This is a genomic window from Citrobacter sp. RHBSTW-00887 (assembly GCF_013728095.1).
Taxonomy (GTDB): domain Bacteria; phylum Pseudomonadota; class Gammaproteobacteria; order Enterobacterales; family Enterobacteriaceae; genus Citrobacter; species Citrobacter braakii.
Genome location: NZ_CP056267.1, coordinates 4,936,375 through 4,952,729 on the forward strand (window position 1 = coordinate 4,936,375; position 16,355 = coordinate 4,952,729).

Genomic DNA, 16,355 nt, shown 5'->3' on the forward strand with positions numbered 1-16,355 from the left:
GCGTCTGAGACCCGGGCCGTACGCCGCGGAGGAATTTCGTGATGCAGCCTGCAAAAATCAGTGGGTTTTTATGTGCGCCAGTACGCAATACTCACATTTATGTAACACAGATCACATAAAGAGCGGGTGGGGCGTAGGGGTAAGGAGGATGGAAAGAGGTTGTCGTATAAAGAAACTAGTAACCGTTAAGCCACCTCTGCAAAATCACCAAACAGGATGGGAACTATGAAAATCAAAACTGGCGCACGCATCCTCGCATTGTCTGCATTAACGACGATGATGTTTTCCGCCTCGGCTCTCGCCAAGATTGAAGAAGGTAAGCTGGTTATCTGGATTAACGGCGACAAAGGCTATAACGGCCTCGCTGAAGTGGGCAAAAAATTCGAGAAAGACACCGGTATCAAAGTCACCATTGAGCACCCGGACAAACTGGAAGAGAAGTTCCCACAGGTTGCCGCGACTGGCGACGGCCCGGACATCATCTTCTGGGCACATGACCGTTTTGGCGGCTACGCTCAGTCTGGCCTGCTGGCTGAAATCACCCCAGATAAAGCGTTCCAGGACAAACTCTATCCGTTCACTTGGGATGCCGTACGCTATAACGGCAAACTGATTGCCTACCCAATTGCGGTTGAAGCGCTGTCGCTGATTTACAACAAAGACCTCGTTCCGAACCCGCCAAAAACCTGGGAAGAAATTCCTGCGCTGGATAAAGAGCTGAAGGCGAAAGGGAAATCCGCGCTGATGTTCAACCTGCAAGAACCGTACTTCACCTGGCCGCTGATTGCCGCCGACGGCGGTTACGCGTTCAAGTTTGAAAACGGCAAGTACGACGTGAAAGACGTGGGCGTGGACAACGCGGGCGCAAAAGCGGGTCTGACCTTCCTGGTTGATCTGATCAAGAACAAACACATGAACGCGGATACCGATTACTCCATCGCCGAAGCGGCCTTTAACAAAGGTGACACCGCGATGACCATCAACGGTCCGTGGGCATGGTCCAACATCGATAAGAGCAAGGTGAATTACGGCGTTGCCCTGCTGCCAACCTTCAAGGGTAAACCGTCCAAACCGTTCGTGGGCGTTCTGAGCGCAGGTATCAACGCTGCCAGCCCGAACAAAGAACTGGCAAAAGAGTTCCTCGAAAACTACCTGCTGACCGATCAGGGTCTGGATGAAGTGAATAAGGACAAACCGCTGGGCGCGGTTGCGCTGAAATCCTTCCAGGATCAGTTAGCGAAAGACCCGCGTATCGCGGCCACCATGGATAACGCCCAGAAAGGCGAGATCATGCCGAACATCCCGCAGATGTCCGCATTCTGGTATGCCGTTCGTACCGCAGTGATCAACGCTGCCAGCGGCCGTCAGACCGTCGATGCCGCGCTGAAAGATGCACAAGGTCGTATCACCAAGTAATACGGTTTCCCTTATTTCTTAGGGAATCAGGTTTATTGAATACGTTGTTACGCGAAATCATTCGCGCTACATCGAGGCGGCAAGGAGGCAAATCCCCAGGAGCTTACATAAGTAAGTGACTGGGGTGAGCTTCCGCAGCCAACAAAGAGGTAGTGCGAAGGATAAAGCGTAAAGAGGATTGATCCCCATGGATGTCATTAAAAAGAAACACTGGTGGCAAAGCGACCGGCTGAAATGGTCAGTGATGGGTCTGCTTGGGCTGCTGGTCGGTTACCTTGTTGTTTTGATGTATGCTCAGGGGGAGTACCTGTTTGCCATCATGACGCTGATTTTAAGCTCTGCTGGCCTGTATATTTTTGCTAACCGTAAAGCCTACGCCTGGCGCTATGTTTACCCAGGCGTTGCCGGGATGGGGCTGTTTGTCCTGTTTCCGCTGATTTGTACTATCGCAATTGCCTTTACCAACTACAGCAGCACCAACCAACTGACCTTTGAACGTGCTCAGGAAGTCCTGATGGACCGTTCTTATCAGGCGGGGAAAACCTACAACTTCGGCCTGTATCCGGCGGGTACGGAGTGGCAACTGGCCCTCACCGACGGTGAAACTGGCAAGAATTATCTCTCCGACGCCTTTAAATTTGGCGGCGAACAGAAACTGCAGTTGAAAGAAGCCGAGGCGCTGCCAGCGGGCGAACGTGCGACGCTGCGTATCATCACGCAAAATCGCCAGGCGTTAACCCAACTCACCGCCATCCTGCCAGATGAAAGCAAAGTGATTATGAGTTCACTGCGCCAGTTTTCCGGCACGCAGCCACTCTATACGCTCGCTGATGACGGCACGCTTACCAACAGCCAAAGCGGCGTAAAATACCGCGCCAACAACGATATTGGTTATTATCAGGCAATTAACGCTGACGGTAGCTGGGGTAACGAAAAACTCAGCCCAGGCTATACCGTTGCCATCGGTTGGGACAACTTCACCCGCGTATTTACCGACGAAGGCATTCAGAAACCGTTCTTCGCCATCTTTGTCTGGACGGTGGTCTTCTCCGTTCTGACCGTGATCCTCACCGTGGCCGTGGGGATGGTACTAGCCTGTCTCGTACAGTGGGAGTCTCTCAAAGGCAAAGCGATTTACCGTGTCCTGCTGATTCTGCCGTATGCCGTACCGTCGTTTATTTCGATTCTGATTTTCAAAGGGCTGTTCAACCAGAGCTTCGGTGAAATCAACATGATGCTGAGCGCACTGTTTGGCATCAAACCGGCCTGGTTCAGCGACCCAACCACCGCGCGTTCGATGATTATTATCGTCAACACCTGGCTTGGTTACCCGTACATGATGATCCTGTGCATGGGTCTGCTTAAAGCGATCCCTGACGACCTGTATGAAGCGTCGGCGATGGATGGTGCAGGTCCGTTCCAGAACTTCTTTAAGATTACGTTGCCACTGCTGATTAAGCCGCTGACGCCGCTGATGATCGCCAGCTTCGCCTTTAACTTTAACAACTTCGTGCTGATTCAACTGTTGACCAACGGTGGTCCAGACCGTCTTGGTACCACCACGCCAGCAGGCTATACCGACCTGCTCGTGAGCTACACCTACCGTATCGCCTTCGAAGGCGGCGGTGGTCAGGACTTCGGTCTGGCGGCGGCGATTGCCACGCTGATCTTCCTGCTGGTCGGTGCGCTGGCCATCGTGAACCTGAAAGCCACGCGTATGAAGTTTGATTAAGGGAGACAACGAACATGGCTATGGTACAACCCAAATCTCAGAAACTGCGTCTCTTAACAACGCACTTGCTGCTGCTGATTTTCATTGCAGCGATCATGTTCCCGCTGCTGATGGTTATCGCTATCTCGCTGCGTGAAGGTAACTTTGCCACCGGCAGCCTGATCCCGGAAAACATCTCCTGGGAACACTGGAAACTGGCGCTGGGCTTTAGCGTTGAACACGCGGATGGCCGCGTGACGCCGCCGCCGTTCCCGGTGCTGTTATGGCTGTGGAACTCGGTGAAAGTAGCCACCATTACCGCGATCGGTATCGTGACGCTTTCCACCACCTGCGCTTACGCCTTTGCCCGTATGCGCTTCCCGGGCAAAGCAACCCTACTGAAAGGGATGCTGATATTCCAGATGTTCCCGGCGGTGCTGTCTCTGGTCGCGTTGTATGCTTTGTTTGACCGCCTGGGCCAGTACATTCCGTTTATTGGTCTGAACACTCACGGTGGCGTGATCTTCGCCTATCTCGGCGGTATTGCGCTGCATGTGTGGACGATTAAGGGCTATTTCGAAACCATCGACGGTTCGCTGGAAGAAGCGGCCGCGCTGGATGGCGCAACGCCATGGCAGGCATTCCGCCTGGTGTTGCTGCCGCTTTCCGTTCCGATTCTGGCGGTCGTGTTTATTCTGTCTTTCATTGCCGCGATTACCGAAGTACCGGTCGCATCACTGCTGCTGCGTGATGTGAACAGCTATACCCTTGCGGTAGGTATGCAGCAGTACCTCAATCCACAGAACTATTTGTGGGGCGACTTTGCCGCCGCAGCTGTACTTTCAGCCATTCCGATCACTCTGGTGTTCCTGCTGGCACAGCGCTGGCTGGTCAACGGACTGACGGCGGGTGGTGTGAAAGGTTAAGTTTTACCGAAGTAACTGCCCGGCAACGGGCAATGCCACTGCAACCCTCAACTTATGTTATCCCAACCTGTGACTGTTATTCGGCGCTCTACGGAGCGCCCTTTTTTTATGTTATTTTGCATTACGCTTACGATTATTTCCTTTCGTGCCCCCCATCACTGCAAATCAATTTTTCGCCTGAAACTCGACAAATTAAACAGAATGAGTTTGGCGCAGGCGTTATCAACCTAAGCTTTACCGTATTAGCGATCATGACGGTGGATAAATTTGAAGAACTGTGGGAACCCGCGGCGGAGAAAACCCAGCCGGCCTCTGCGCAGTAATTCTTACCCAAAACACGCCGCAGCCCAATTGCGGCGTGTTGTCTTTTACTCTCGCTTCAGCCGTTTGGAATTACACAGCCACAGGGTGATCACCAGCAGCAGGATCGCCGCAGAATAGATCAGCACATCCATCGGCGCTTTATGATCGACAATGATCAGCCGCACAATCGCAGTGATCCCGATATAGACAAAGTAGCGCAGCGGAAAGTGAAAACCTGACTGAAAGTACTTCACAATCAGCGCGATAAATTCAAAGTAGAGAAAGTAAACCACCAGCCCTTCCACCAGTTCATACTTGCTGGTTTGTTCCGGCGCGAACAGCACATCCGCCAGATGCAGCGTTTCTTTCCCGAGGAATACGACCAGGATCAGGCCCAGACTCAGCAACCCCAGATTCAACACGGTCTGTAAAATAGTGGAGATAAACTCCACGCGCGGACGAGATAGCGACGTCATAACAGCACCTCTTACTCAGTGGCAAGGTTCCTGTATAACGCAAAAATGTGACAGAGATCTACATTTTTTGTTTATATTTTGTGCAAGAAAGGTCAGCAGGGAATGATGAGTGTCACGACACATTTCACAGGATGAATTATGCAGCTAAGACAATCCGCTGTTCGCAACGTTACCTGCGGTGAGAACGTGGTGATCTATGAACCCGCAAATCTCTACGACTGCACATTGGGTGACAACGTTTTTGTCGGACCATTTGTTGAAATCCAGGGTAATACGCAGATTGGCGCAGACAGCAAAATTCAGTCGCACACCTTCATCTGCGAATATGTCACCCTCGGCGCTCGCTGTTTTATCGGTCACGGCGTGATGTTCGCCAACGATATGTTTCGCGAAGGAAAACCCAATGCCGACCGCAACAGTTGGGGACGTATTACGATTGGCGACGATGTCTCGATCGGCAGCGGAGCGACCATTCTGGCGGTCACTATCTGTGATGGCGTGGTCGTCGGCGCGGGAAGCGTGGTGACCAAATCGATCACCGAGAAAGGCGTGTATGCGGGAAATCCGGCAAAATTATTACGTCGTTTATAGAGCCGGATAAGCGCAGATCCCATCCGGCCATCTATCAGCGGAATTTTTCACTCCTGTCGCTGGTCATGTCGTACAGACCAAACTTACGTCCAAGCTGCTGGCCGCCATCGCGTGTTAACGGCGTCCAGCCAATCGCCGCACGACTGCGGGTTGGGCCTGACGAGAACAGATCCAGCGGCACAGAAACGTACACCCCTTTGGTAAAATCACCCTCTCCGTACTCATCCGGCGAGGCGTCGGTGATGGTCGCATAACCACCCACCACTACGCCGCTGTCAAAGCGTTTCGCCACTTCCAGCGTTCCGCCCTTATCCCCCGCCAGATACTGCCCCACGCTGGCTTTCACCAGTACATCCTGGGCGAACGAAGGATTCCAGTAAGCCGTCAAATGCCCGGTCTTCACGCTGTAGTCGGTGAACTTCATCATGTCCTGCGCGCTGCGCCAGTCACGCTGTTTCACGTAGTTGGCATCAACACCAAACGCCCAGTTGCTGTCCAGCGGGCGATACAGCACTTCTGCCCCCGCTCCGCCGTACATAGTTTCCAGATAGCCCCCGTAAACCTGTCCGTAGAACCCATTTCCGAGTGACTGGAAGTAGTTGGCCTGCAGGTTATTCACGTAGACATCGTTTTGCACATACTCACGCACATGGGTACGCACGCGTGGTAAATGCGAATCCTGCGGCGGGTTGGTGTAGTTAAACTTGTCATAGTTATTGGCGAGGTTGGCGAACAAACTCCCGGTGGTCAGCAGATGATCGGTAACCCACAAATCCGCCGTTCCCATCACGCCCAACTGATACATATAGAAGTTTTCCGGGCCGCCCACCGACTGGTTTAGCACCGGATCGATATGGAAATTGAAGCGTGACTTATCAATATACCAGCCCTGCTCGGTCGTTTTCGGTACCACGGGCTCGACGCGTTTTTGTGCCAGTTGAGTTTCATGGCCCAACGGCTCGCCTTCCAGATGGCGCTTGAGGCTGGAAACCTCCGTTTCGGTCGTCACCTGCGGCAAGTTAAGGCGGTTTTCCGTAATGCTGATCGTGCGAATCCCATCGGGAAGATCGTTCATCACGATCCGGTTAGCACGCTCGATCCCTTCGCGCGAATCACGGGATTTCACCTGTTCACCCGTCACATACAGCGTATCGCCCTGCACCTGAATTTTAGGATCCGCCAGCCCGGCGTTATATTTCAGTAGCGTTAACTGATTCGCCACCACCGAATGTTGCAGGATGGCATCCTGCGGCTGTGGTTGATATTTCGGGCGGGTATTGTCGTTATAGTTTGGTCGCAGATCGTTAAAGTTAGTCCGCAGCGTGACCCCAAACATCAAGGTGTTCCCGCGCTCATAGCTGAGGTTAACGTCGGCCCAATCGGTGACGCGATAAATAGCGCCGACGTTAAACTTGCTCTTCTGATCCAACTTGCCGGCAAAATCCTGCTGGTAATTATTACCTTCATACTCCAGTTTCAGGCGCAGCGGCTGCCAGGGAGTCTGATATTCTACGCCGCCAAACAGCGACGCCGGGCCGTGGAACATCTGGCTACCGTCAATAGAACCGGCCTGCTTGTAGCTGTTATCGCGATGGCAGAATTTATCACTGTATGAGCAAAACGGATTGCTAACGTTGCCGCTGGTCCCGAGATATCCCCAGCCAAGGCCGAGAGAGAAATCAAACGGGCCCCAGGCTTTGTTCGCCACCACATACTCCGCATCAAACAGGCCGGTACCACCGATATCCCGCGCGCCAACCGCCACCTGCGGCATCCAGTAGCTCTCTTCCCACAGGCGAAGTTTGAGATCAAAAGCCTTATCTTTATAAGTCTGATCGCCAGAAAACGACTCCACGCCGCTGTATTTTTTGGTACGCACATCGGTATAGCGCAGGGTAGTTTCCAGCCAGGGGAAGAGTTGTACCGACGCAGAGTAGTAACGGTATTGATCGTTATCGCGGTAGTTAAGGCTCATTTCGCCTTCACGCGCCATGCGTGCGGTTGGGGTTTGCAGCAGTCCCACGCCGCCAAAATCGGACTGGGAAGGTCCAATGGGCGCGGGCCAGGTTTCACCATGGCAGGCAACGCTTACGCCCAGCGCCAGTAAGCTGAGCAGATAAATTTTTCTCATTATTCGGGTATCCGCTGGGTCAGGGTGCGAAGAATGTCGGCATTGATTTCATCCGGGGTGCTGCGCCAGACGGCATCAGAGAGTCCGACAAAAATGATGCTGCCGGGCATCGGCTCAACGTGACGTTTGTTCCAGTAGGCGACCGGGACTTTTTGCGTGCGTCCGTCGGGATAGATGACCCAGGCGTAGCTACGATCTGCGCCGCTGAGCCGACGTTGCCCATCGAGATAGCTGGCGATATCGCGCCCAGGTATAAACGGTTGTTTACCCGGATGACTTAGCAGGCCAAACAGCGTTATATCCGTTGGCTGCGGTCCGACCCACAGCGTGTAATTGCCCTGCAACGGCGGGTTGCCTCGCTCACTGACGCGCACAACATCCGGGTCGAGATTAATCTTCTGTCTGCCGGTCACCTTCAGCGCCTGAATTTGCTGGCGCAATGCGTTGATAGCCGCGGCATCGTCACCGCTTTCTTCAGCGCTGAGCATCGCCAGACGAGCCAGTAATGCCTGCTGCTGACGCTCTGCTTCCGTCGTTGCCCGCTCTTCGCTGATAACCGCTCCTGGCCACCAGCTATTACTCAACCGCGGCTGCCCAACCAGGTCGAGCAGATGTTCGGCCCCGGTCAACGTTTTTGGCTCTTCGCTGGCGGAGGTAAAGACCTTAACGCTACCCGCAGCAAAAACTGACGCTGCGCTCAGGCTCAATAGCAGCGCCATAACGGCTCGTTTCATCATGATTTTGCCGCCTTAATCAGCGTGGTTTTCACCGGGAAGTAACGTGCGCCAAGATACTGTTCCGATTGGCGAATCTGCCCTTCGCTGTCGATCCAGTAGCGGTTATGCCAGCGCGTTTGAGCGGTGGTGACTTCTTCGTCAAGGATTCGTACTGGCGTATCTTCGCTACCAACCTTAATGGTGTCAGTGCCATCCCATTCGAAAACCGAGCGGGCGGTGGCATAGCGCACCTGCTGATGTTCGGTCCAGCCCATCGTGCGGGTCCATGTTGCCCCATCAACTATCTGGTTTGGTTTGATGAGCGGATCTGCCGCGAGATTATTCACCTCGATCAGGTTATCCCCGCCGAGATGCGTTTTCACCATGCGCCCAGACTGCGTGACGAGAATGGCCCGATCCTGAGTCACCCATTTCTGCTGTCCGTTTTCCACGAACGCGAGTACCACAAACAGTTGTGGGCCGCCGTTGAGCTGCATGTACTGGCTGGCGTAGGGCATGTTTTTGATTTCATCGTCCGTCATCTGTACGCCGGGAGTACCAAACACGCTATCCCATAGCGAATGACCCAGCCCTTCGGTGGTGGCTGAGCACGCCTGTAATAACAGGCAAACCATTATCAGCGCTGGTCGCTTCACGACATTTCTCCGCAGCGGCAAAATAACCACACCGAAGTGTGGTTAGAATTAAACGTACCGGTATTACTGGGTACTGGTGGTTGTGGTGGTTGTGGTGGTTGTGGTTCCGGTGTTAGAACCATCGCCGCCACCGGTTGCCGCAAGGGCAACCCCCACCGCAGAACTTACGGTGCTCACGCTGGTTGCGGAGGAACTTCCTGCCGAAACCGACGCGGCAGCCGACCCTGCAGCCTCACCCACCTGAATGGGGGCAGCATAGACAGAAGTCGCCGCAAGCGCAGATATAGCCCAAAGGCCATACAGAACTTTTTTCATCACAAATTCCCTTCATTGTATGAATGGAGATTTACCCAAAAGAATTTCGGGCGAGATCGAGTATACACAAGCCAAAGTGTGCAAATTACGCCAGGCGGGAATTTAGGATAATTAGATAGCAAGAAATAAAATGATTAACGTCAGATAATTAAATCAATACAATCATAAAGTTAAAATATAAAAACAAAAACACAACATCCGGTAATTCTGAAAAAACCAGAAACACGATAACGTTGAATGAATTATTTTAGGATTAAGCTCAATAAAGGTGTAAAGCAAAAGCGTAGATATTCGGGAGCCAGATTATAAAAAAAGCCGATATTAATATCGGCTTTTTTATAAGTAATCTGCAAATTCATTCGAATTGCAGCAAGGCGGCAAGCTCGTGAATCCCCGGGAGCATAGATAGCTATGCGACCGGGGTTAACGAACGCAGCCAACACCGCTGCGGCTCGAAGGAAGAAGCAGATTAACGCCAGGACTTATAACGGTTAATCAAACCGTTAGTTGAGCAATCATGGCTGGTGATTTCTTTATCATCATTCAGCTCTGGCAGAATGCAATTCGCCAGCTGTTTGCCCAGCTCAACGCCCCACTGGTCAAAGGTGAAGATATTCAGGATCGCGCCCTGAGTGAAGATTTTGTGCTCGTACAGCGCAATCAGCGCCCCCAGGCTGAACGGTGTGATTTCGCGCAGCAGGATGGAGTTAGTTGGACGGTTACCTTCGAACACTTTGAACGGCACAACGTGGTCAAGCGTTGCAGGATCTTTACCCTGGTCGCGGTATTCCTGCTCAACCACTTCACGAGATTTACCAAAAGCCAGCGCTTCGGTCTGAGCGAAGAAGTTAGACAGCAGTTTCGGATGGTGATCCGACAGCGGGTTGTGGGTGATTGCCGGAGCGATGAAATCGCACGGCACCATTTTGGTACCCTGATGAATCAGCTGGTAGAACGCATGCTGACCGTTAGTACCCGGCTCACCCCAGATGATTGGGCCTGTCTGGTAATCCACCGCATTGCCGTTACGGTCAACGTATTTACCGTTGGATTCCATATTGCCCTGCTGGAAGTAGGCCGCGAAACGGTGCATATACTGGTCGTACGGCAGAATCGCTTCGGTTTCAGCACCGAAGAAATTGTTGTACCAGATACCGATCAGCGCCAGCAGCACCGGCAAGTTTTTCTCCGCCGGAGTGGTGGAGAAGTGTTTGTCCATGGCGTGCGCGCCAGAAAGCAGCTCAACAAAGTTGTCGAAGCCCACAGAAAGGATGATGGACAGACCGATTGCAGACCACAGGGAGTAACGACCGCCAACCCAGTCCCAGAACTCGAACATATTGGCGGTATCAATACCAAACTCGCCAACCGCTTTACCGTTAGTGGAGAGCGCTGCGAAGTGTTTGGCAACGTGCTTGTTGTCGCCAGCGGTCGCCAGGAACCAGTCGCGCGCGCTGTGGGCGTTAGTCATGGTTTCCTGAGTGGTGAAGGTTTTGGAAGCGACCAGGAACAGCGTAGTCTCCGGATTCACTTTCTTCAGCACTTCGGCAATGTGCGTACCATCGACGTTAGACACAAAATGCATGTTCAGGTGATTTTTGTACGGGCGCAGCGCTTCGGTCACCATGAACGGGCCGAGGTCTGAACCGCCGATACCGATGTTCACGACATCAGTAATGGCTTTACCGGTATAGCCTTTCCAGCTTCCGGAGATAATCGCTTCAGAGAAGGATTTCATCTTCTCCAGCACCGCGTTCACTTCCGGCATCACATCTTTGCCGTCAACGATGATTGGAGTGTTGCTACGGTTGCGCAGCGCCACGTGCAGCACGGCACGATCTTCAGTGCGGTTAATTTTCTCACCGGAGAACATGGACTTGATGGCGCCTGCCAAATCGGTCTCTTTCGCCAGATCCTGCAGTTTAGCCAGCGTCTCTTCAGTGATGCGGTTTTTGGAGAAATCCACCAGCATCAGATCGTCAAACGTCGCGGAAAATTTAGCGAAACGATCGCTATCTTTCGCGAACAGATCCGCGATAGTAACGTCTTTCATCTCTTCAAAGTGTTTTTGTAGTGCCTGCCAGGCTGAGGTCTGCGTTGGATTGATGTTTTTCATTAGCAATACTCTTCTGATTTTGAGAATTGTGACTGAGATCGATTGTAACGCCAGTCACAGAAAAGTGTGATTGTTTTAATGCCATCGCCCTTGTATCCATCGAACCAGGGTAAAAAGTATAGATGTTATAAGCGCTGTTACTGAACGGAAACGCAGCATGAAAAATCCGCATAATCCCAGCGTTGACAGTGCAAGCTACACATTTTATTTATAAATACGGTATTTGCATTTGCGCCTGCACCGGTTTTCGTTCTGCCTTATGTGCCATGGTCGCTCTATTCATTCCCTGACACGAGGTATTTATGACTGATGTAGTTGTCTCCAAGTTTGGCGGTACCAGCGTGGCGGATTTTGATGCCATGAATCGCAGCGCTGATGTGGTGCTTTCTGATGCTAACGTCCGTGTAGTGGTACTTTCCGCTTCCGCTGGAATTACCAACCTGCTGGTCGCACTGGCTGAAGGGCTGGAGCCAACCGAGCGCTTCGAAAAACTCGACGCCATTCGTCAAATTCAGTTCAATATTCTGGAACGCCTGCGTTATCCAAACGTAATTCGTGAAGAGATTGAACGTCTGCTGGAAAATATCACCACGCTGGCAGAAGCGGCGTCACTGGCGACCTCAACCGCCCTGACCGACGAACTGGTCAGCCACGGTGAACTGATGTCTACCCTGTTGTTCGTCGAAATCCTGCGTGAACGCAGCGTGCAAGCGCAGTGGTTTGACGTGCGTAAAGTGATGCGCACCAACGATCGTTTTGGTCGCGCAGAACCCGACGTCGCGGCGCTGGCTGAACTGGCAACGCTTCAGTTGGCCCCGCGTCTGAGCGAAGGTCTGGTAATCACTCAGGGTTTTATCGGCAGCGAAGGCAAAGGCCGCACCACCACGTTGGGGCGCGGCGGTAGCGATTATACAGCCGCCCTGCTGGCCGAAGCGCTGCACGCAACGCGCGTCGATATCTGGACCGATGTTCCTGGCATTTACACTACCGATCCGCGCGTTGTTCCTGCTGCGCAGCGTATTGATGAAATCGCCTTTGAAGAGGCCGCGGAAATGGCGACCTTTGGCGCGAAAGTGCTGCACCCGGCAACCCTGTTGCCGGCCGTACGTAGCGATATCCCGGTATTTGTTGGCTCCAGCAAGGATCCAAAAGCAGGCGGTACGCTGGTCTGTAATAAAACCGCGAATCCACCGCTGTTCCGTGCGCTGGCGCTACGCCGTAAGCAGACGCTGCTGACGCTGCATAGCCTGAATATGCTGCACTCTCGCGGCTTTTTAGCAGAAGTGTTCGGCATCCTTGCACGCCACAATATCTCGGTAGATTTAATTACCACATCTGAAGTCAGCGTAGCGCTGACGCTGGATACCACCGGTTCAACCTCCACCGGCGATACGCTGTTAACGCAGTCTCTGCTGATGGAACTGTCTGCCCTGTGCCGGGTTGAAGTCGAAGAAGGCCTGGCGCTGGTGGCGTTGATTGGCAACGATCTGTCCAAAGCCTGCGGGGTGGGTAAAGAGGTGTTTGGTGTACTGGAGCCGTTCAACATCCGCATGATTTGCTACGGCGCGTCCAGCCATAACCTGTGCTTCCTGGTGCCCGGTAGCGAAGCCGAACAGGTGGTACAGAAGCTGCATCATAATTTGTTTGAATAATATTTCATCACGCGATAAACAATAACTATAGCCGGGCTCGAACCCGGCTTTTTTATAACAACACAACACATTTCAATCGCAAGGAAGATAACATGCTCGCTACTCTCACGCGGCTGTTCCCGTTATGGGCGCTGCTGCTCTCTGTTATTGCGTATTACACGCCCTCCACCTTTACGCCTGTCGGGCCATTCGTGCCGTCGTTGCTGATGCTGATCATGTTCGGCATGGGCGTTCACCTGAAGGTGGACGACTTTAAACGCGTACTCTCACGCCCCGCACCTGTCGCGGCGGGTATTTTCCTGCACTATCTGGTGATGCCGCTCGCCGCATGGATTTTGGCGCTGGCATTTAATATGCCGCCGGAACTGTCGGCAGGGATGGTGCTGGTCGGTAGCGTCGCCAGCGGAACGGCATCGAACGTCATGATCTATCTGGCAAAAGGTGATGTGGCACTCTCCGTGACTATTTCATCGGTTTCAACGCTGGTCGGCGTTGTCGCCACGCCGCTGCTGACACGGCTGTATGTCGACGCGCATATCCAGGTGGATGTGATGGGTATGCTGCTGAGTATTCTGCAGATCGTGGTCATTCCGATTGCTTTGGGGCTGGTCATTCACCATCTGTTCCCACGCGTCGTAAAAGCCGTGGAACCGTATCTGCCGGCGTTTTCTATGCTGTGCATCCTGGCGATCATCAGCGCCGTCGTGGCGGGTTCCGCCTCGCACATTGCGTCCGTCGGCTTTGTGGTGATTATCGCCGTGATCCTGCATAACACCATTGGCTTGCTCGGCGGCTACTGGGGCGGAAAACTGTTTGGTTTCGACGAGTCAACCTGTCGTACGTTGGCTATTGAAGTGGGCATGCAGAATTCAGGGCTTGCCGCTGCGCTGGGCAAAATCTACTTTGGCCCGCTTGCGGCGCTGCCCGGCGCGTTGTTCTCGGTCTGGCATAACCTTTCCGGTTCGCTGCTGGCAGGTTACTGGTCCGGTAAACCGATTGAAGAAAAAGAACGCCGCTAATTGGCGGCGGCAGGCCGGATAGCGGCTAACACCTTATCCGGCCTACCCAGCCTCTGCACTTTGCCGTACACTGCGGATATCGGCTAACAGAGGGCACCCTTATGGCACTCCCCCGCATTACCCAAAAAGAGATGACCGAGCGCGAACAGCGCGAACTGAAAACGCTGCTCGACCGCGCGCGCATTGCGCATGGTCGACTGCTGACCAACGCTGAGACCAACAGCATCAAGAAAGAGTACATCGATAAACTGATGGCCTTGCGTGAAGCAGAAGCTAAAAAAGCCCGCCAGTTGAAGAAAAAGCAGGCTTATAAACCGGATGCGGAAGCATCATTTTCCTGGTCAGCGAATACGCCAACGCGCGGCAGACGTTAACGCCCTTTCTTCTTACGCCCCGGCGAGGTAAAACGCTTCCCGTTTGCCGCCGGGCGCGATTTCTCTTTCTCTGCCGATTTTTCGATTTTCACCACCGGGCGCTTAATGCCTGCGGTTTTTGGCTTCGCTTTCGCCTTCGGTTTGGCTTCTGAGGACGAGTTCTCAATCAGCTTGAACAGGTCGATCAGTTCGTCATCCGTCAGGTCGCGCCATTCACCCAGCGGCAGGCCGGACAGACCAACGTTCATGATACGTGTACGCTCAAGCTTAGTAACTTCATAGCCAAAGTGCTCGCACATACGACGGATCTGGCGGTTCAGCCCCTGAATCAGCGTGATGCGAAACACAAACGGCGCTTCTTTCTTGACCTTACATTTCTTGGTAACGGTGCCAAGGATTGGCACACCGGCACTCATCCCACGGATAAAGTCATCAGTGACCGGCTTATCTACCGTCACCAGATACTCTTTTTCGTGATCGTTACCGGCACGCAGGATTTTATTCACCAGGTCGCCGTGGTTGGTCAGAAAGATAAGTCCCTGGGAATCTTTGTCCAGACGACCGATTGGGAACACGCGCTTGCTGTGGTTAACGAAATCAACAATGTTGTCGCGTTCGCTGTCTTCAGTGGTGCTGACAATCCCTACCGGCTTGTTCAGCGCGATAAAAACCAGATCTTCCGCTTCACGCGGCTCAATCAACCGACCATTCACTTTTACGACGTCGCCAGGCATCACCTGATCGCCAATGGTGGCGCGTTTACCATTCAGGAAGACATTCCCTTGTTCGATAAAGCGATCCGCCTCGCGGCGCGAGCAGATTCCGCTTTCACTGATGTATTTATTTAATCGGATGGATGAGTCGGGCAGCATAATTTCTCCTTTGACAGCGAAATATACCCTACCTTGCGGGGGATAAAAAAGCAGAGCGTGAAAATGTGCTATCGCATCTGATTACGTAATGCCTGCGGGCTGATACCAAATCGTTTTTGAAAGTGGTAACGCAAAGAGTTTGCGCTGCCGAACCCGGTTTGCTGCGCGATCTGCTCAATACTGATATGGGATGTATTGAGCGCCTGCTGCGCACGGTTTAGCCGTTCATTCATCAGCCAACGTGCGGGAGTAAGCCCTGTTGACTCCTGAAATCGCCGCATCAACGTTCGGGGACTCATACCGACCTGGCTGGCCAGAGCGTCAAGGGTATGCTTCTGCGCGATATTGTTATGTAACCAGTCAAGCAAAAGACCAAAACGCTGGCTTTCCCGACTGCGGGCAACAGGACGCAGTTGCTGCTGAGTCTGGCTGCCATCCCTGTGGGGCTGCAGCACCAGGCGACGGGCCACGTTATTGGCAATCTCAAGTCCAAAATCAGTGCGCACCACATGCAAACATAAATCAATCCCTGCCGCACTACCTGCCGAAGTGAGCACGTCGTGGTCACCGACATACAGGACATCTTCCACGACGTTGATGGCGGGAAAGCGTCGCTGGAGTTCACTGACGTAACGCCAGTGCGTCGTCGCCTTACGGTCATCCAGCAAACCTGCCGCAGCCAGAACAAATACACCAGAACAGATAGAGATGACTCGACAACCGCGTTGATGTGCTTCACGAAGCGCATCGCATAATGCTTCCGGGACCGGTGAGCTCACGTCACGCCAGCCAGGAATGACAATAGTGTCTGCTTCCTGCAGCAATTCATATCCACCGTCCACCACGATACGAACCCCGCCAGTTGCCCTTAATTCACCTTGATCAACCGAAGCCACAGCAAAACGATACCAGCCCTCTCCCAGTTCAGGTCGCGGAAGCCCAAAAACTTCCACTGCGACGCCAAACTCGAAAGTACATAGCCCGTCATAAGCGAGTGCAACGACCAACGGGCGAGAAGATGTTGTCATGATCCTGGCGGAATCTGTCATGGTCAGAGGGTGTTTCGAGGTTAATTTTTTGA

Annotated in this window: 16 protein-coding genes; 8 read left to right on the forward strand and 8 right to left on the reverse strand. The window is 53.1% G+C overall.

The features are described 5' to 3' along the window. Positions 1-225 precede the first annotated feature (225 nt). The 4 genes from malE to HV314_RS23560 all read left to right on the forward strand — a co-directional run bounded on the left by malE (position 226) and on the right by HV314_RS23560 (position 4,376). Positions 226-1,416 (forward strand): maltose/maltodextrin ABC transporter substrate-binding protein MalE, encoded by a 1,191-nt coding sequence (gene malE / locus HV314_RS23545; protein WP_016155342.1) that lies wholly within the window; start codon positions 226-228, stop codon positions 1,414-1,416. Positions 1,417-1,603: 187 nt separating this feature from the next. Further along, positions 1,604-3,148, forward strand: coding sequence for a maltose ABC transporter permease MalF (malF, locus tag HV314_RS23550; RefSeq protein ID WP_181546824.1), 1,545 nt, complete (start codon positions 1,604-1,606; stop codon positions 3,146-3,148). 14 nt (positions 3,149-3,162) lie between these two features. After that, complete coding sequence (malG, locus tag HV314_RS23555) at positions 3,163-4,053, forward strand: maltose ABC transporter permease MalG (protein ID WP_016155340.1); 891 nt, start codon at positions 3,163-3,165, stop codon at positions 4,051-4,053. A gap of 32 nt (positions 4,054-4,085) precedes the next feature. Further along, positions 4,086-4,376, forward strand: coding sequence for a hypothetical protein (locus HV314_RS23560; protein WP_181546826.1), 291 nt, complete (start codon positions 4,086-4,088; stop codon positions 4,374-4,376). Between the two features lie 45 nt (positions 4,377-4,421). Here HV314_RS23560 and psiE read toward each other — a convergent pair whose 3' ends face one another. Then, the gene (gene psiE, locus HV314_RS23565; RefSeq protein ID WP_003031674.1) at positions 4,422-4,832 is read right to left on the reverse strand and encodes a phosphate-starvation-inducible protein PsiE; all 411 of its coding nucleotides are present in this window, start codon (positions 4,830-4,832) and stop codon (positions 4,422-4,424) included. Positions 4,833-4,970: 138 nt separating this feature from the next. Here psiE and HV314_RS23570 point away from each other — a divergent pair, with 138 nt between their 5' ends. After that, positions 4,971-5,423: an acyltransferase gene (locus tag HV314_RS23570; RefSeq protein WP_016155439.1), complete on the forward strand. Its 453-nt coding sequence runs from the start codon at positions 4,971-4,973 to the stop codon at positions 5,421-5,423. A gap of 34 nt (positions 5,424-5,457) precedes the next feature. On the opposite strand, the gene HV314_RS23575 is transcribed toward HV314_RS23570, so the two are convergent. From HV314_RS23575 to pgi, 5 genes are all read right to left on the reverse strand, one after another. Further along, a complete protein-coding gene (locus HV314_RS23575) occupies positions 5,458-7,554 on the reverse strand; it encodes a YjbH domain-containing protein (RefSeq protein ID WP_181546828.1) in 2,097 nt (698 codons plus the stop codon). After that, a complete protein-coding gene (locus HV314_RS23580; protein ID WP_181546830.1) occupies positions 7,554-8,291 on the reverse strand; it encodes a capsule biosynthesis GfcC family protein in 738 nt (245 codons plus the stop codon). Before HV314_RS23580 ends, HV314_RS23575 begins: the two co-directional genes overlap by 1 nt. Continuing rightward, entirely contained in the window at positions 8,288-8,926 is a 639-nt protein-coding gene (locus HV314_RS23585) for a YjbF family lipoprotein (protein ID WP_181546831.1), read from the reverse strand. Before HV314_RS23585 ends, HV314_RS23580 begins: the two co-directional genes overlap by 4 nt. Before the next feature lie 63 nt (positions 8,927-8,989). After that, complete coding sequence (gene yjbE / locus HV314_RS23590; RefSeq protein WP_181546833.1) at positions 8,990-9,241, reverse strand: exopolysaccharide production protein YjbE; 252 nt, start codon at positions 9,239-9,241, stop codon at positions 8,990-8,992. A gap of 469 nt (positions 9,242-9,710) precedes the next feature. Further along, complete coding sequence (pgi, locus tag HV314_RS23595; RefSeq protein ID WP_181546839.1) at positions 9,711-11,357, reverse strand: glucose-6-phosphate isomerase; 1,647 nt, start codon at positions 11,355-11,357, stop codon at positions 9,711-9,713. 302 nt (positions 11,358-11,659) lie between these two features. On the opposite strand from pgi, the gene lysC reads away from it, so the two are divergent. From lysC to HV314_RS23610, 3 genes are all read left to right on the forward strand, one after another. After that, complete coding sequence (lysC, locus tag HV314_RS23600; protein WP_080860367.1) at positions 11,660-13,009, forward strand: lysine-sensitive aspartokinase 3; 1,350 nt, start codon at positions 11,660-11,662, stop codon at positions 13,007-13,009. Positions 13,010-13,101: 92 nt separating this feature from the next. After that, positions 13,102-14,028: a ketopantoate/pantoate/pantothenate transporter PanS gene (gene panS, locus HV314_RS23605; protein WP_101700860.1), complete on the forward strand. Its 927-nt coding sequence runs from the start codon at positions 13,102-13,104 to the stop codon at positions 14,026-14,028. 101 nt (positions 14,029-14,129) lie between these two features. Beyond that, the gene (locus tag HV314_RS23610) at positions 14,130-14,402 is read left to right on the forward strand and encodes a DUF3811 domain-containing protein (RefSeq protein WP_003826541.1); all 273 of its coding nucleotides are present in this window, start codon (positions 14,130-14,132) and stop codon (positions 14,400-14,402) included. Here HV314_RS23610 and rluF read toward each other — a convergent pair. Both rluF and ftrA read right to left on the reverse strand, forming a co-directional pair. Beyond that, positions 14,399-15,274, reverse strand: a complete 876-nt coding sequence (gene rluF, locus HV314_RS23615; protein ID WP_016155331.1) for a 23S rRNA pseudouridine(2604) synthase RluF — start codon at positions 15,272-15,274, stop codon at positions 14,399-14,401. The genes HV314_RS23610 and rluF overlap by 4 nt on opposite strands. 68 nt (positions 15,275-15,342) lie before the next feature. Next, the gene (gene ftrA, locus HV314_RS23620; protein WP_181546841.1) at positions 15,343-16,323 is read right to left on the reverse strand and encodes a transcriptional regulator FtrA; all 981 of its coding nucleotides are present in this window, start codon (positions 16,321-16,323) and stop codon (positions 15,343-15,345) included. Positions 16,324-16,355 lie beyond the last annotated feature (32 nt).

Excerpts from the sequence above, each read along its gene's own strand:
- malE (WP_016155342.1), top strand. The coding sequence starts at position 226 with ATGAAAATCAAAACTGGCGCACGCATCCTCGCATTGTCTGCATTAACG.
- malF (WP_181546824.1), top strand. The coding sequence starts at position 1,604 with ATGGATGTCATTAAAAAGAAACACTGGTGGCAAAGCGACCGGCTGAAA.
- malG (WP_016155340.1), top strand. The coding sequence starts at position 3,163 with ATGGCTATGGTACAACCCAAATCTCAGAAACTGCGTCTCTTAACAACG.
- HV314_RS23560 (WP_181546826.1), top strand. The coding sequence starts at position 4,086 with ATGCCACTGCAACCCTCAACTTATGTTATCCCAACCTGTGACTGTTAT.
- psiE (WP_003031674.1), bottom strand. The coding sequence starts at position 4,832 with ATGACGTCGCTATCTCGTCCGCGCGTGGAGTTTATCTCCACTATTTTA.
- HV314_RS23570 (WP_016155439.1), top strand. The coding sequence starts at position 4,971 with ATGCAGCTAAGACAATCCGCTGTTCGCAACGTTACCTGCGGTGAGAAC.
- HV314_RS23575 (WP_181546828.1), bottom strand. The coding sequence starts at position 7,554 with ATGAGAAAAATTTATCTGCTCAGCTTACTGGCGCTGGGCGTAAGCGTT.
- HV314_RS23580 (WP_181546830.1), bottom strand. The coding sequence starts at position 8,291 with ATGATGAAACGAGCCGTTATGGCGCTGCTATTGAGCCTGAGCGCAGCG.
- yjbE (WP_181546833.1), bottom strand. The coding sequence starts at position 9,241 with ATGAAAAAAGTTCTGTATGGCCTTTGGGCTATATCTGCGCTTGCGGCG.
- pgi (WP_181546839.1), bottom strand. The coding sequence starts at position 11,357 with ATGAAAAACATCAATCCAACGCAGACCTCAGCCTGGCAGGCACTACAA.
- lysC (WP_080860367.1), top strand. The coding sequence starts at position 11,660 with ATGACTGATGTAGTTGTCTCCAAGTTTGGCGGTACCAGCGTGGCGGAT.
- panS (WP_101700860.1), top strand. The coding sequence starts at position 13,102 with ATGCTCGCTACTCTCACGCGGCTGTTCCCGTTATGGGCGCTGCTGCTC.
- HV314_RS23610 (WP_003826541.1), top strand. The coding sequence starts at position 14,130 with ATGGCACTCCCCCGCATTACCCAAAAAGAGATGACCGAGCGCGAACAG.
- rluF (WP_016155331.1), bottom strand. The coding sequence starts at position 15,274 with ATGCTGCCCGACTCATCCATCCGATTAAATAAATACATCAGTGAAAGC.
- ftrA (WP_181546841.1), bottom strand. The coding sequence starts at position 16,323 with ATGACAGATTCCGCCAGGATCATGACAACATCTTCTCGCCCGTTGGTC.